This is a genomic window from Enterobacter sp. fkY84-1, from assembly GCF_052974705.1.
In genome coordinates this window covers 3,806,605-3,821,905 of sequence record NZ_CP169393.1, presented here as the reverse complement: position 1 = coordinate 3,821,905, position 15,301 = coordinate 3,806,605, and the positions used below count along the sequence as shown (strand labels likewise).

14 protein-coding genes are annotated in these 15,301 nt (G+C 56.8%); 9 read left to right on the top strand and 5 right to left on the bottom strand.

All coding sequences use genetic code 11. The features are described 5' to 3' along the window. Positions 1 to 34 precede the first annotated feature (34 nt). Both ACEPLT_RS18220 and rlmM read left to right on the top strand, forming a co-directional pair. Positions 35 to 430: a DUF423 domain-containing protein gene (locus tag ACEPLT_RS18220; RefSeq protein WP_447088303.1), complete on the top strand. Its 396-nt coding sequence runs from the start codon at positions 35 to 37 to the stop codon at positions 428 to 430. Beyond that, complete coding sequence (gene rlmM, locus ACEPLT_RS18215) at positions 423 to 1,523, top strand: 23S rRNA (cytidine(2498)-2'-O)-methyltransferase RlmM (protein WP_021241891.1); 1,101 nt, start codon at positions 423 to 425, stop codon at positions 1,521 to 1,523. Before ACEPLT_RS18220 ends, rlmM begins: the two co-directional genes overlap by 8 nt. A gap of 63 nt (positions 1,524 to 1,586) precedes the next feature. Here rlmM and xni read toward each other — a convergent pair whose 3' ends face one another. The 5 genes from xni to queF all read right to left on the bottom strand — a co-directional run bounded on the left by xni (position 1,587) and on the right by queF (position 8,022). Further along, entirely contained in the window at positions 1,587 to 2,342 is a 756-nt protein-coding gene (gene xni / locus ACEPLT_RS18210; RefSeq protein ID WP_021241892.1) for a flap endonuclease Xni, read from the bottom strand. A gap of 112 nt (positions 2,343 to 2,454) precedes the next feature. Beyond that, on the bottom strand, positions 2,455 to 3,822 hold the full coding sequence (gene sdaB / locus ACEPLT_RS18205) for an L-serine ammonia-lyase II (protein WP_023294463.1): 1,368 nt from the start codon (positions 3,820 to 3,822) through the stop codon (positions 2,455 to 2,457). A gap of 65 nt (positions 3,823 to 3,887) precedes the next feature. Further along, positions 3,888 to 5,183 carry an HAAAP family serine/threonine permease gene (locus ACEPLT_RS18200; protein WP_008499642.1) on the bottom strand — a complete coding sequence of 432 codons (1,296 nt, stop codon included), beginning with the start codon at positions 5,181 to 5,183 and terminating at the stop codon, positions 3,888 to 3,890. A 515-nt stretch (positions 5,184 to 5,698) separates the two neighbouring features. Next, positions 5,699 to 7,063: a nucleotide 5'-monophosphate nucleosidase PpnN gene (ppnN, locus tag ACEPLT_RS18195; protein ID WP_021241893.1), complete on the bottom strand. Its 1,365-nt coding sequence runs from the start codon at positions 7,061 to 7,063 to the stop codon at positions 5,699 to 5,701. A 116-nt stretch (positions 7,064 to 7,179) separates the two neighbouring features. Beyond that, complete coding sequence (gene queF / locus ACEPLT_RS18190) at positions 7,180 to 8,022, bottom strand: NADPH-dependent 7-cyano-7-deazaguanine reductase QueF (RefSeq protein ID WP_232927411.1); 843 nt, start codon at positions 8,020 to 8,022, stop codon at positions 7,180 to 7,182. A gap of 69 nt (positions 8,023 to 8,091) precedes the next feature. On the opposite strand from queF, the gene syd reads away from it, so the two are divergent. The 7 genes from syd (at position 8,092) to gudD (ending at position 15,229) form a co-directional block, all read left to right on the top strand. Further along, entirely contained in the window at positions 8,092 to 8,637 is a 546-nt protein-coding gene (syd, locus tag ACEPLT_RS18185) for a SecY-interacting protein (protein ID WP_055322085.1), read from the top strand. Positions 8,638 to 9,269: 632 nt separating this feature from the next. Further along, the gene (locus ACEPLT_RS18180; protein ID WP_023294461.1) at positions 9,270 to 9,599 is read left to right on the top strand and encodes a YqcC family protein; all 330 of its coding nucleotides are present in this window, start codon (positions 9,270 to 9,272) and stop codon (positions 9,597 to 9,599) included. Continuing rightward, a complete protein-coding gene (truC, locus tag ACEPLT_RS18175; protein ID WP_045408494.1) occupies positions 9,596 to 10,372 on the top strand; it encodes a tRNA pseudouridine(65) synthase TruC in 777 nt (258 codons plus the stop codon). The genes ACEPLT_RS18180 and truC overlap by 4 nt, the downstream gene beginning before the upstream one ends. Positions 10,373 to 10,396: 24 nt before the next feature. Next, on the top strand, positions 10,397 to 10,846 hold the full coding sequence (locus ACEPLT_RS18170) for a flavodoxin (RefSeq protein ID WP_023325989.1): 450 nt from the start codon (positions 10,397 to 10,399) through the stop codon (positions 10,844 to 10,846). Between the two features lie 334 nt (positions 10,847 to 11,180). After that, entirely contained in the window at positions 11,181 to 12,536 is a 1,356-nt protein-coding gene (gene gudP, locus ACEPLT_RS18165) for a galactarate/glucarate/glycerate transporter GudP (RefSeq protein ID WP_008499635.1), read from the top strand. After that, on the top strand, positions 12,536 to 13,876 hold the full coding sequence (locus ACEPLT_RS18160) for a glucarate dehydratase family protein (RefSeq protein WP_232927410.1): 1,341 nt from the start codon (positions 12,536 to 12,538) through the stop codon (positions 13,874 to 13,876). The genes gudP and ACEPLT_RS18160 overlap by 1 nt, the downstream gene beginning before the upstream one ends. Positions 13,877 to 13,891: 15 nt before the next feature. Then, the gene (gene gudD, locus ACEPLT_RS18155; protein WP_023294457.1) at positions 13,892 to 15,229 is read left to right on the top strand and encodes a glucarate dehydratase; all 1,338 of its coding nucleotides are present in this window, start codon (positions 13,892 to 13,894) and stop codon (positions 15,227 to 15,229) included. Positions 15,230 to 15,301: the final 72 nt, after the last annotated feature.

The following is a 15,301-nucleotide window of genomic DNA, read 5'->3' as shown; positions in this document are numbered from 1 at the left end:
GTGTGCCGGGCACGCATCAATTCAGGACTTAAACATGACCAGCCGATTCATGCTGATTTTTGCCGCGGTGAGTGGCTTTATTTTTGTTGCACTGGGCGCCTTTGGCGCACATGTCTTAAGCAAGTCGTTGGGCGCTGTAGAGATGGGCTGGATCCAGACCGGCCTTGAATATCAGGCGTTCCATACGCTGGCAATCTTTGGGCTGGCGGTGGCGATGCAGCGCCGTATCAGCATCTGGTTTTACTGGAGCAGCGTCTTTCTGGCGCTGGGTACGGTGCTTTTCAGCGGCAGCCTTTACTGTCTGGCACTTTCGCATTTACGCCTGTGGGCGTTTGTTACACCTGTCGGTGGCGTCAGCTTGCTGGCGGGTTGGGTATTAATGTTTATCGGAGCTATCCGTCTGAAACGCAAGGGCGTTGTTCATGAATAAGGTTGTTTTATATTGTCGCCCGGGGTTTGAGAAAGAGTGCGCCGCGGAAATTACCGATAAAGCGGCGAAGCGCGAAATCTTCGGCTTTGCCCGCGTAAAAGAAAACGCGGGCTATGTGGTATTCGAATGCTATCAGCCTGAAGATGCGGATAAGCTGGCGCGCGAGCTGCCGTTCAGCTCGCTGATTTTTGCGCGCCAGATGTTTGTCGCGGGTGAGCTGCTCAAAGACCTTCCCCCTGAAGACCGCATCACGCCAATCGTGGGCATGCTGCAGGGCGTGGTGGAGAAGGGCGGCGATCTGCGCGTTGAAGTGGCGGATACCAACGAAAGTAAAGAGCTGATGAAGTTCTGCCGTAAGTTCACCGTTCCGCTGCGCGCCGCGCTGCGTGATGCGGGCGTGCTGACGAACTACGAAACGCCGAAGCGTCCGGTGGTGCATATCTTCTTTATTGCACCGGGCTGCTGCTATACGGGCTACTCGTACACCACCAACAACTCTCCTTTCTTTATGGGCATCCCGCGTTTGCGCTTCCCGGCCGATGCGCCAAGCCGTTCTACGCTGAAGCTGGAAGAGGCGTTCCACGTCTTTATCCCGGCGGATGAGTGGGATGAGCGTCTGGCAAACGGCATGTACGCTGTCGATCTCGGCGCGTGCCCGGGCGGCTGGACCTATCAGCTGGTGAAACGCAACATGTGGGTATCGTCCGTTGATAACGGCCCAATGGCGCAAAGCCTGATGGACACCGGACAGGTCACCTGGCTGCGTGAAGACGGTTTCCGCTATCGCCCGAACCGCAACAACATCTCATGGATGGTGTGCGACATGGTTGAGAAACCGGCGAAAGTGGCCGCGCTGATGGCCTCCTGGCTGGTGAACGGCTGGTGTCGCGAGACCATTTTCAACCTCAAGCTGCCGATGAAAAAGCGCTATGAGGAGGTGTCGCAGAACCTGGCCTACATTCAGGAGCAACTGGACGAACACGGGATTAACGTGGAGATCCAGGCGCGTCAGCTGTATCACGACCGCGAAGAGGTGACGGTGCATATTCGTCGCTGGTGGGCGGCCGTAGGCGGGCGTCGCGACGAGCGATAGCACGTACTTTGTTTTGCCCGGTGGCGCTGCGCTTACCGGGCCTACAAAAACCCTGTAGTCGTTTTAACGTTCTAAGCGCAACTGCTGTAAATTCCCGTCCAGCTGTAAATCCGTCTGGAGCGTTGCGATTTCCCGGCAGATAAACGCCATCTCTTTATGCGCCTCCAGCTTCTTGCGCCATTTTTCTGGCACCTCGTCCAGACGGGCGTAAATGCCCTCCAGACTCTGAAAATCGGTTAGCAACTGCGCGGCGCTCTTCGGCCCAATACCGGCTACTCCCGGAACTTTAGAGCTGCTGATGCCTGCCAGGCCCCAGTAATCCGGCAATTGCTCAGGCGATACGCCAAACTCGCTGGCAATGAACGGCGCGTCCAGCCAGCGTTTTTGAAAATAGTCGCGAATGCGAATAGTCGGGGAGAGCAGCTGGCAGTAGCCTTTATCCGTTGAAACGATCGTGGCCTGATGCCCGGCACTCGCCACCTTTACGGCCAGGGTGGCCGCGAGATCGTCGGCTTCATTTCCCTGTGCGCCCCAGCAGGGGACGCCCCGCTGTTCAAATGCGGCGCGCAGCATGGGTAATTCGGCGTGAAGATCGTCCGGCATCGGTGCGCGTCCGGCTTTGTAGTCGGGCAGACGCTGGTGCCGCCAGCCCGTGTTGCGGGCTTCGTCATCAAAAACCGCGACCGCGTGGGTGGGCTCGCTGTGGCGGATAAGCTGTTCCAGCGCGTGCAGGCAGGTGTCTTTACAGGGCGTCCCCTGTACCGCATGGATACGGCGAATCAGGTTAAGTGCATCGACGATAAGTAAATGAACGGCCACAGATAATCTCCCTTCTATCTCATGCAAGAAGGGTAACACTGTCAGCAGCGTGAAACTATGAATGGTGGGGAAATCAGGAAGAAGCCTCGCAAAACGAGGCTTCCTGAGAGGCTTAATCGCAGGTCACGATCTTCATCGCCAGGCCCCCGCGAGAGGTTTCGCGGTATTTGGCGTTCATATCTTTACCGGTTTCGTACATGGTCTCGATAACCTTATCGAGACAGACGCGCGGTTCGCTGGTGCGGCGCAGCGCCATACGCGCCGCGTTTACCGCCTTCACGGAGGCAATCGCGTTACGCTCGATGCACGGAACCTGTACCTGTCCGGCAACCGGATCGCAGGTCAGCCCCAGGTTGTGTTCCATGCCGATTTCCGCAGCGATGCACACCTGCGCCGGGCTTGCGCCCAACAGCTCCGCCAGACCTGCCGCCGCCATGGAGCACGCCACGCCGACTTCACCCTGACAGCCCACTTCCGCACCGGAAATGGAGGCGTTCATCTTATACAGCGAACCAATCGCACTGGCCACCAGCAGGTAGCGTGCCAGCGAGTTCGCGTTCACTTCACGGATAAACTTGTCGTAGTACGCCAGTACGGCCGGAACGATGCCGCAGGCACCGTTGGTTGGCGCGGTGACCACACGGCCCCCTGCGGCGTTTTCTTCGTTTACCGCCAGGGCGAACATGTTGATCCAGTCCACCACGGCCATTGGGTCCGTAGTCGTTTTGTCGGTGCTTACCAGCATACGGCGCAGCGCTGCCGCACGACGCGGTACGCGAAGCTTGCCCGGCAGAACGCCTTCGGTGGTGATCCCGCGCTCAATACCGCCGCGCATCACTTCCCAGACGTTAGCGAAGTGCTGTTCCAGCTCCTCTTTGCTGTGCAGCGCCAGCTCGTTTTTCATCATCAGACCGGAGAGGGAAAGTCCCGTCTCCTGGCAGTGGCGCTGGAGGTCTGCCGCCGTTTTGTACGGATACGGCACCTCGACAGAAGAGGTACTGGTTTGACCAAAGTGGTCTTCGTCGACGATAAAACCGCCGCCGATAGAGTAGTAAGTCTGGCTGTATACCGCTTTGTCGCCGGCAAGCGCGGTAATGCGCATGCCGTTTTCGTGTAGCGACAGGTTGTCCGCATGGAAATTCATGCAGTGGTCAACCGGGAATTCAACCTCATGCTCGCCGTTCGCCAGCAGCAGGCGCCCGTGGGTGTTCACGTCCTGGATAAAGCCAGGGATCGCATCAATATCAACGGTATCCGGCAGGTTTCCCGCCAGGCCCATGATAATGGCGATATCGGTGTGGTGGCCTTTCCCGGTCAGGGAAAGTGAGCCGTATACATCGACAACCACGCGGGTGATGTCGTGCAGGATGCCGCGTGCAATCAAGTCATCCGTGAACTGCTTACCGGCTTTCATCGGTCCGACGGTGTGAGAGCTGGAAGGACCAATACCGATTTTGAAGATATCGAATACGCTAATCATGATGCGTCCATTGCTTTCAGTCAGAGAGGAGGGTGTGCGCCGTCCGGGGACGGCGCAGGTGAGAATCAGAACATGGTGTACAGGGAGTAGAAGATCGCAGAGATAGCGATAAGCCCCATGATAACCACAAAGACGTTGCTGACATGACCGCTGTACTTACGCATAGCCGGGACTTTCTGAATCGCGTACATCGGCATCAGGAACAGAATCATCGCGATGACCGGGCCGCCCAGGGTTTCAATCATGCCCAGGATGCTTGGGTTCAGCGTCGCTACCGCCCAGGTGGTGAGCAGCATGAACAGTGCAGTGATTTTGTTCAGCTTGTTGATTTCAATGCTCTTGCCTTTACCGCGCAGAGATTTAATCACCATACCGTTGAAGCCTTCACGTGCGCCGAGGTAGTGACCCAGGAAGGATTTGGTGATGGCGATCATCGCGATGATCGGTGCCATCCACGCAATCAGCGGTGCGTTAAAGTGGTTCGCCAGGTAAGACAGAATTGAGATGTTCTGCTCTTTCGCTGCCGCCAGGTCCGCCGGGGAGAGGCTCAGTACGCAGCTGAAGACGAAGAACATAACGGTCAGCACCATCATGATGTGAGCGCGTGCCAGGATGCTGGAGCACTTCTTCTCTGCGCCATTACCGTACTCTTCACGTTTCGCCACGGCGAAAGAGGAGATGATTGGGGAGTGGTTGAAGGAGAAGACCATTACCGGGATCGCCAGCCACAGGGTCATCAGCAGGCCGTTACCGGTCGCAGACGCGCTGCTCAGGGACAGGGTTTCCAGCGCTGCGCCGTTCCACTGTGGGATCAGGTAGCAGGCCAGCAGCATCAGTGCGGCCACAAACGGGAACACCAGTACGCTCATCGCTTTCACAATCATCTGCTCACCGAAGCGCACGATGGTCATCATGCCGACAATCAGGATCAGAGACAGGATGGCACGCGGTGGCGGCGTCATGTGCAGCTGGTGCAGCATGAAGCTTTCAACGGTGTTGGTGATCGCCACGCTGTAGACCAGCAGGATAGGGTAAATCGCGAAGAAGTAGAGCAGGGTAATCAGTTTACCTGCGCCCACGCCGAAATGCTCTTCAACCACTTCAGTGATGTCTTCGCCCGGGTTTTTACCGGACAGCACGAAGCGGGTCAGACCGCGGTGTGCAAAGAAGGTCATCGGGAAAGCAATGATAGCCATAATGATCAGCGGAATCAGACCGCCGACGCCTGCGTTGATAGGAAGGAACAGTACACCAGCGCCGATTGCCGTGCCGTAAAGGCCAAGCATCCACATGGTATCCGTTTTGCGCCAACCACTTCGGGATTCAATCGAAGCAACGGTGCTGGTTTGAGTGGTTTCCATCTGTATCTCCTGGAGGAAGCAAATTGTCAGGTTTTTAGTCAAATCCGATGAAAAAGTGCCTGACGGTAATATGAAATTCGTTCAGTGACGGTTTTTTAATAATTTTCGCCCGTAACTATTGGCGGGCGGAAAGATACATTCTCGTTATGAATCTATCAGTGATCGCGATCCCAAATGCAATAATCCACTTATGATGTGGGCATCTTTAGACCATTTATCTGTTAAAAAAACATCAAAGAGAATTTACGCGCGCGAAGGCTACCACCAACGACATGTGCGCTGAAAGACTGGCCCTTGATATAGGTGTCTTTCGCTGTAAAGAAATGGGTTTTTAGTATTTTCTGGCAGGTAATTTGGATTAAGGCTGATAATTTACGGTTGAAAAATACAGGTAATCGTTTGCGTTTGTGGCGATTTTGTAAAAGATATAAGTGATGCCTATGAATTACATCAGGAATAAAAAAAGCCGGAACGCGCGACAGGGCGACCCGGCTTTGATGAGATGCCGCTAAGCGTTATGTGCAGATTTCGTAGCAAGGAATATAGGCGGAGCCCGGCAGCTTCATGCGGTGCTGGGCGACAAAGCCCTGCAGCATGTCATCCATGCGGCGCATCATCTCCGGGTCGCCGTGGATCTTGTACGGACCGTACTGCTCAATGGCGCGGATACCGACCTCTTTGACGTTGCCCGCCACAATCCCGGAGAAGGCGCGACGCAGATCGGCGGCCAGGACTTCCACCGGCTGGTCCGGGTAGAGTTTCAGGTTCGCCATGTTCTCGTGTGAAGGCTCGAACGGGATCTGCAGATCCGGCGCAATGCGGATTGACCAGTTAAAGCTGTAGGCATCACCGGTATCGCGGCGGTTCTCCTTCACCAGCGGCATCGCTTTTTTCATCTGGCGCGCCACTTCCGCAGCATCATCGATGATGATGCGATAGTGACGACGCGCGGATTCACCCAGCGTGTGCACGATAAACTCGTCCAGCACGCGGAAGTAGTCGGCGCTCTCTTTTGGTCCGGTCAGGATCAGCGGCAGGACCTGATCTTTGTTGGCCGGGTTCATCAGAATACCCAGCAGATAGAGCAGCTCTTCCGCTGTCCCTACGCCGCCCGGGAAGATGATGATGCCGTGGGCGATACGGACAAACGCTTCAAGACGTTTTTCGATATCCGGCATGATAATCAGCTCGTTAACCAGCGGGTTAGGTGGCTCAGCGGCGATGATGGACGGCTCGGTCATGCCGATAAACCGTCCCTCTTTGTAGCGTTGCTGCGCGTGACCCACTGCGGCACCTTTCATTGGCGCTTCCATCGCACCCGGACCACATCCGGTACAGATATTCAGCTCGCGCAGGCCAAGCTGGGTGCCCACCCGACGCGCATAAAGGTATTCGGTTTCGTTAATGGAGTGACCGCCCCAGCAGACGACCATGTTCGGCGCTTCACCCACGTGCAGGGCACGGGCGTTGCGCAAAATAGAGAACACCAGGTTGGTGATATGGACCGAGCTTTCCAGGTCGAGATGCTGGAAACGGCCTGCGTTGTGGATCTGCCCGTTAACAAACAGGATGTCACGCAGCACGGCAAACAGGTTAGCCTGAAGTGAACGGATGATGCGTCCGTCGACAAACGCCTCTTCCGGCGGGTTGATGACTTCAAGCTTCACGCCGCGCTCGCGGCGCAGCACGTTGATATCAAAGCTTTCGAAGCGGGACAGCAGTTCTTTACTGTTGTCTGTCAGGCTTCCGGAGTTCAGAACGGCAAGTGAACAGTTACGAAACAGTTGATAAAGATCGCTGCTGGCCGTGCGTTTAAGCATGTCCACTTCCAGCTGCGACAACATATCCATTGAGCCAAGCGGGCTAATATGTGTAATCAAGTGAGCTCCTTACGGGACGATTATCGTCTTTCCCTGTTGATTACAATAGCCCTGGCGCGTGACGTTTCACAACCTAAAGCGCGGAAGATACCGCGCATATTGTGAAAATATTTATATTACTGACGCACCAGCCGGCCCGTCGCCGGGACAAAATCGGTATTGGTGCGCCACGGGTTGATGTCCAGGCCGCCGCGGCGGGTGTAGCGCGCGTAAACGCTCAATTTTTCCGGCTGGCAGAAGCGTTGGATATCGCTAAAGATGCGCTCCACGCACTGCTCGTGGAATTCATTGTGATGGCGGAACGACACCAGGTAGCGCAGCAGCTTTTCCCGGTCGATTTTTGGCCCGCGATACTGGATCTGCACCGAGCCCCAGTCCGGCTGGTGGGTAATCAGGCAGTTGGATTTCAGGAGATGGCTCACCAGCGTCTCTTCAACCACCTTGCCGCTCGCCGCGTTTTCGAGGTAATCGGCGCTGAATTCATAATTCTCCACCTCGATATCCTGATCGTCGATGCAGGTCCCGTTGAAGTGGGCGACTGGCTGGCCTTCCAGTTCGTGCAGGCGATACAGTGATACGCTCACCTTTCCCTGCGCGCAGGCGCTTAAATCACGTTCCAGGGTGTGCTGAACGTCGTTCCAGCTGTTGAATTTGGTCTGGTTAAAACTGTTGAGATAGAGCTTAAAGCTTTTGGACTCGACGAGATTCACGCTGGCATAGTCCAGCTCAACGTGTCCCACCGCCACCTGCGGCAGGCCGCGCGCGTTGAGCCACGAGAGTTCGTACAGCGTCCAGATATCGCCACCCACGAACGGCAGCGCGTCCGCGTGCAGTCCCAGAGGGTCGCGGTTCAGGCTACGCGGCACGCCCTGCAGCAGGCTTGCATCGTAGGTATCGCGGTAATCGGTCGATTTACCCAGCGTTAAGCCGGTTAACGCCTGATGATTTTCGTAAGACATGTTTCATAGCCACTTTACAGGTACACTTATGGCCTGAGTTTATCCTGTCTGACAAGAAGAGAGAAATCGGTGGACATCGAAACTGCAAATGCCCTCACTACCTTCACGACCCGCTACTGCGACGCATGGCATGAAAAGCAGGGCACGTGGCCGCAAAGTGCTGATTTATATGGCGTCCCTTCGCCGTGCATTATCTCTTCGCTTGATGATTACGTGATCTGGCAGCCGAAGCCGAATAACGGCGAGCAGAATGTAAATGCGGTTGAACGGGCAATGGACATTGTGGTACAACCAGCGGTTCATGCGTTTTATGCCACGCAGTTTGCAGGGGATATGCCCGCGCGCTTTGCGGACATGACGCTGACGCTGTTGCAGACCTGGAGCGAAGACGATCTGCAGCGTGTTCAGGAAAACCTGATTGGTCATCTGGTCACGCAAAAGCGCCTTAAGCTTTCTCCGACGCTCTTTATTGCCACGCTGGACAGCGAACTGGACGTTATCTCCGTCTGTAACCTGTCAGGCGAAGTGATTAAAGAGACTATCGGTACCCGCAATCGCGAGACTCTCGCCCCTTCTCTTGCGGATTTCCTCACCCGACTTGAGCCCCTTCTGTAATCCATGCTGCTACAGCGCGTGTGAGAGATCTCTTACAAGGTTTGTGAGAGATCGCTGGAACATTCAGTATTACCTCATTAAATTCAGATTAATATCACTCTATTTTTCAACGAATTAGTTGTTCCTCCTATTATTTTTAGGGAGTCCCCGCGTCTTACAACGCTGGCTGAGTGGGTTGTAAGACGAAGCGGAATAGCGGATTCTATCTCCGTCGACAGGAAGCCGACACGAGAAACGAACATCAGGATGATGGCGTTTCTCACACAGGACTCGTCAGGATGGCGCAGCAGGAAGGCTTCTGGATGAAGCGAAGTGGATAACGCAGGATGCGTAAGGGACACCTCCAGGAAGGAGAACGAGAGCCGGTCAGGATGGTCGGTGGGTCAGGAAGGCCAGGACGTTTCAGGATGAAACAAACACGTCAGGAAGATGTGTGCAGGATGCGAAAGGTAGACGGATGACCAGGCCTTCGGGCTTCAGGAAAAGTTGTCACGGATGAGCAGGGAGCACGAATTGTAGCTGGAATGCTGCGGAACGAACCGGGAGCACTGTTTTTACAGTGCTCCCTTTTTTTATTTCTGCCTTTCGCAATGCTATGCTGCGCGCCGTTCACATTTTCAGTTGAGGTTACTATGACGCAACACGATAGCGTTCGTGCTCAGTTGCACGCCATCGAAGCCCTTTTGCGCCAACATCAGCTGTGGCAGGAGACCGCGCCGCAGCCAGAAGCGTTCGCCAGCACCCAGCCTTTCTGCCTGGATACGCTGGCGCCTTTCGAGTGGCTGCAGTGGGTGTTAATTCCGCGCATGCACGCCCTGCTTGAGGGGGGACACCCCTTGCCGCAGGCGTTTGCCGTCTCTCCCTATTATGAAATGGCGCTCGACGCGACGCACCCTGCGCGCGACGTCATGCTGGTCGAACTGGAAAAGCTGGATGCCCTGTTTGCCGGTGAAGATGCATGACGCTTGAGATCCTCTATCAGGACGAGTGGCTGGTGGCGGTGAATAAACCGTCAGGCTGGCTGGTGCACCGCAGCTGGCTGGATCGCGACGAGAAAGTGGTGGTGATGCAGACCGTGCGCGACCAGATTGGTCAGCATGTTTTTACCGCCCACCGCCTCGACAGGCCGACCTCCGGCGTGCTGCTGATGGGGCTTTCCAGCGAAGCTGGCCGACTGCTGGCGCAGCAGTTCGAACAGCACCAGATCCAGAAGCGCTACCACGCGGTCGTGCGTGGCTGGCTGACCGAGTCTGCCACCCTGGACTACCCGCTGGTGGAGGAACTGGACAAAATCGCCGATAAATTTGCCCGGGATGACAAAGGTCCGCAGCCCGCCGTGACGGATTATCGCGGCATGGCGACGACGGAAATGCCGGTGGCCACCAGCAAATTTCCGACCACACGCTACAGCCTGGTTGAGCTTCTGCCCAAAACCGGGCGTAAGCACCAGCTGCGACGCCATCTTGCGCATCTGCGCCACCCGATTATTGGCGACAGCAAACACGGTGATTTGCGCCAGAACCGCAGCGCGGCCGAACACTTTGGCTGCCATCGTCTGATGTTACACGCAAGCGAGCTCAGCCTGATGCACCCGTTTACCGGCGAGCCGCTGACTCTCCGCGCGGGGCTGGACGACGTCTGGATGCAGGCGCTGTCACAGTTTGGCTGGCTGGGACAACTCCCCGAAAATGAAAGGGTTGAGTTTGTATCGGGCAACGTTCAGGATGAAGAGTAAGCGTATTCACTATGGGAAAATAGCATGGCTGAAGTAGGCATTTTTGTCGGTACAATGTACGGCAACTCGCTGCTGGTCGCGGAAGAGGCGGAGGCGATTCTGGCAAGCCAGGGTCATAAAGCCACGGTCTATGAAGATCCGGAGCTGGCGGACTGGGAAAAGTATAAAGATAAATACATTCTGGTGGTGACCTCCACTACCGGGCAGGGCGATCTGCCGGACAGCATCGTGCCGCTGTTCCAGGGCATTAAAGACCAGCTTGGCTATCAGCCAGACGTTCACTACGGCATCATCGCCCTCGGCGACAGCGCTTACGCCAACTTCTGCGGCGGCGGCAAGCAGTTCGATGCGCTGTTGCAGGAGCAGAGCGCCCAGCGCGTCGGCGAGATGCTGCTGATTGATGCGGGTGAGCACCCGGAGCCAGAAAGCGAATCAAACCCGTGGGTGGAGAACTGGGCCTCACTTCTCAAATAACGCTCTGCCCGGCGGCGCTTCGCTTGCGCGGGCCTGCGGGTTTTCCAGGCCGGGTCAGGCGTAGCCGCCACCCGGCATCACACTCCGCACCAAACGCCATTTCCGTGAACCACCTTCCACTCCTCTGGGCTTATGCCCTAAACAACCTCCCTCACGCCCTTTAATACTGTGTTTTTGCACGGTGAGGTGAAGAGGCACTCCTTCATATACTTTTCCGGTCACGATAAAACGGCTTCAGGCCGTACCAAAACGACAAAAACCAATCTCATTCTGCTTACCCTACCGGTGCTGTACAGAATGAACCAGGCGAAAGCTATGTTTCAGGAGTGCAACAATGAGTTCATTAAGCCACGCAGCGAGCAGCGCTGAAAAGCGCACCAATGCCCGCTACTGGATAGTGGTGATGCTGTTTATCGTCACGTCCTTTAACTATGGTGACCGCGCCACGCTGTCGATTGCCGGCTCGGAAATGGCAAAAGATATCGGCCTTGATCCCGTGGGCATGGGTTACGTTTTCTCCGCCTTCTCGTGGGCCTACGTCATCGGGCAAATTCCTGGCGGCTGGCTGCTCGACCGCTTTGGCTCGAAACGGGTCTACTTCTGGTCCATCTTCATCTGGTCTGCCTTTACTCTGCTGCAGGGCTTCGTCGATATCTTCAGCGGCTTCGGCATTATCGTCGCGCTCTTCACGCTGCGCTTCCTGGTGGGCTTAGCGGAAGCGCCTTCCTTCCCGGGCAACAGCCGCATTGTGGCGGCCTGGTTCCCGGCGCAGGAGAGGGGAACGGCGGTGGCGATTTTCAACTCCGCACAGTACTTCGCGACGGTGATCTTTGCGCCCATTATGGGCTGGCTAACCCATGAGGTGGGCTGGTCGCACGTGTTCTTCTTTATGGGCGGACTCGGGATCGTCATCAGCTTTATCTGGCTGAAAGTGATCCACGAACCCAACCTGCACCCTGGCGTAAACAAAAAAGAGCTGGAGTACATCGCTGAAGGTGGCGCGCTGATCAACATGGATCAGAAATCCTCGACGGCGAAAGTGCCGTTCAGCCAGAAATGGGCGCAGATCAGGCAGCTTGTCGGATCGCGCATGATGATCGGGATCTATCTGGGCCAGTACTGTATCAACGCCTTGACCTACTTTTTCATCACCTGGTTCCCGGTGTACCTGGTGCAGGCACGCGGCATGTCGATTCTGAAAGCGGGGTTTGTTGCCTCGGTCCCGGCCATCTGTGGCTTCGTGGGGGGCGTGCTCGGCGGGGTGATTTCCGACTGGCTGATGCGCCGCACGGGTTCACTGAACATCGCGCGTAAAACGCCCATCGTGCTCGGCATGCTGCTCTCCATGACCATGGTGTTCTGTAACTACGTCAATGCCGAGTGGATGATTATCGGCTTTATGGCGATGGCCTTCTTCGGCAAAGGCATTGGCGCGCTGGGCTGGGCGGTGATGGCGGATACGGCCCCTAAAGAGATCAGCGGCCTGAGCGGCGGTCTGTTCAACATGTTCGGCAACATCTCCGGGATTGTGACGCCCATCGCTATCGGCTACATCGTCGGTACCACCGGCTCTTTCAACGGTGCGCTAATCTACGTGGGTGTGCATGCGCTGGTGGCGGTCCTGAGTTACCTGGTGCTGGTGGGGGATATCAAACGCGTCGAACTTAAACCTGTTGCGGAGCGTGGCTGATGACAACGCAATCGAGCCCTATCGTCACCGAGATGAAGGTCATCCCGGTGGCCGGGCAGGACAGCATGCTGCTCAATATTGGCGGCGCGCATAACGCCTGGTTTACCCGTAATATCGTCGTGCTAAAAGACAGCGCAGGGAATACCGGCGTGGGCGAGGCCCCTGGCGGAGAGGTGATTTACCAGACGCTGGTCGATGCCATTCCGCAGGTCGTGGGGCAGGAGATTGCCCGTCTGAACAAGGTGGTTCAGCGGGTGCATAAAGGCAACCAGTCGGCAGACTTTGAGACGTTCGGTAACGGTGCCTGGACGTTTGAACTGCGCGTCAACGCGGTTGCCGCCCTGGAAGCGGCTCTGCTTGATTTACTGGGGAAGGCGCTCAATGTCCCGGTTTGCGAGCTGTTGGGGCCGGGCAAACAGCGCGATGCGGTCACCGTGCTGGGCTATCTGTTCTACATTGGCGATCGCAATAAAACCGATCTCCCCTATCTGGCTCGATCCACGGGCGATCACGACTGGTATCGCCTGCGCCACCAGGAAGCGCTCTCCAGCGACGCGGTGGTGCGGCTGGCCGAGGCGGCGCAGGATCGCTACGGCTTTAAGGATTTCAAGCTGAAGGGCGGTGTGCTGCCCGGCGAGCAGGAGATTGAAACGGCCCGGGCGCTGAAAAAGCGCTTCCCGGATGCGCGGATCACCGTCGATCCCAACGGCGCATGGCTGCTGGATGAAGCGATTAGCCTGTGCAAAGGGCTGGGGGATATCCTGTCCTATGCGGAAGACCCCTGCGGCGCGGAACAGGGCTTTTCGGGCCGCGAAGTGATGGCCGAGTTCCGTCGGGCCACCGGACTGCCGGTGGCGACCAATATGATCGCTACCAACTGGCGCGAAATGGGCCATGCGGTGATGCTGAACGCCGTGGACATACCGCTGGCGGACCCGCACTTCTGGACGCTCTCAGGCGCGGTCCGCGTGGCGCAGCTGTGCGATGACTGGGGACTCACCTGGGGCTGTCATTCGAACAATCACTTTGATATTTCGCTGGCGATGTTTACCCACGTTGGCGCGGCGGCGCCGGGTAACCCGACCGCCATCGACACGCACTGGATTTGGCAGGAAGGCGAAGCCCGCCTGACGAAAAATCCGCTGGAAATCATCAATGGCAAAATTGCCGTACCGGATGCGCCGGGCCTGGGCGTGGAGCTGGACTGGGATCGGATCCATAAAACCCATGAGGCGTATAAAAAATTGCCGGGCGGCGCGCGAAACGATGCGGGCCCGATGCAGTACCTTATTCCCGGCTGGACATTTGACCGTAAGCGCCCTGTTTTCGGACGTCACTGATAAAAGGATTACACGATGAGTACTTTTACGACCCCTGTCGTCACTTCCATGCAAATCATTCCGGTTGCGGGCCATGACAGCATGCTGATGAATCTGAGCGGCGCGCACGCGCCGTTCTTCACGCGCAACATTGTCATCATCAAAGACAATGCCGGCCATACCGGCGTGGGTGAAATTCCGGGCGGGGAGAAGATCCGCAACACGCTGGAGGACGCCATTCCGCTGGTGGTGGGCAAAACGCTGGGTGAGTACAAAAATGTCCTCAACACCGTGCGTAACACCTTTGCCGATCGCGATGCCGGGGGCCGGGGTCTGCAGACCTTCGATCTGCGCACCACTATCCACGTGGTGACCGGCATTGAAGCCGCGATGCTGGATCTGCTGGGCCAGCATCTGGGCGTTAACGTTGCGTCGCTGCTGGGCGAGGGGCAGCAGCGCAGCGAAGTGGAAATGCTGGGCTATCTGTTCTTTGTCGGCGACCGCAAGCTGACGCCACTGCCGTATCAGAGCCAGCCGGATGAACAATGCGACTGGTACCGGCTTCGCCACGACGAGGCAATGACCCCGGATGCGGTGGTGCGCCTGGCGGAAGCGGCATACGAAAAATATGGCTTCAACGATTTCAAACTGAAGGGCGGCGTGCTGGCCGGGGAAGAAGAGGCGGAAGCCGTCACCGCGCTGGCAAAACGTTTCCCGCAGGCGCGTGTGACGCTCGATCCGAACGGGGCCTGGTCTCTCAATGAAGCGATTGCGATCGGCAAGCAGCTGAAAGGCGTGCTGGCCTACGCGGAGGACCCGTGCGGGGCTGAGCAAGGCTTCTCTGGCCGTGAAGTGATGGCGGAATTCCGTCGCGCTACGGGGCTGCCGACCGCGACCAATATGATTGCGACCGACTGGCGTCAGATGGGACACACCTTATCCCTCCAGTCAGTCGATATTCCGCTGGCTGACCCGCACTTCTGGACGATGCAGGGGTCGGTTCGCGTGGCGCAGATGTGCCATGAGTTTGGCCTGACCTGGGGTTCGCACTCCAACAACCACTTCGATATCTCGCTGGCGATGTTCACGCACGTCGCCGCCGCTGCGCCGGGCACGATCACTGCTATCGACACCCACTGGATCTGGCAGGAAGGTAATCAGCGTCTCACTAAGCAGCCGTTTGAGATCAAAGGTGGCATGGTGCAGGTGCCTTCCACGCCGGGGCTGGGGGTTGAGCTGGATATGGATCAGGTCATGAAGGCCCATGAGCTGTATCAGAAACACGGCCTGGGCGCGCGCGACGATGCGATGGCGATGCAGTATCTGATCCCTGACTGGACATTCGACAATAAACGCCCGTGCATGGTACGATAAACGCATTGGGACCGCTCCCATGAGCGGTCTTTTACGTGGTGTATGCTTAACGTAACGACTATGCGTAAGGAT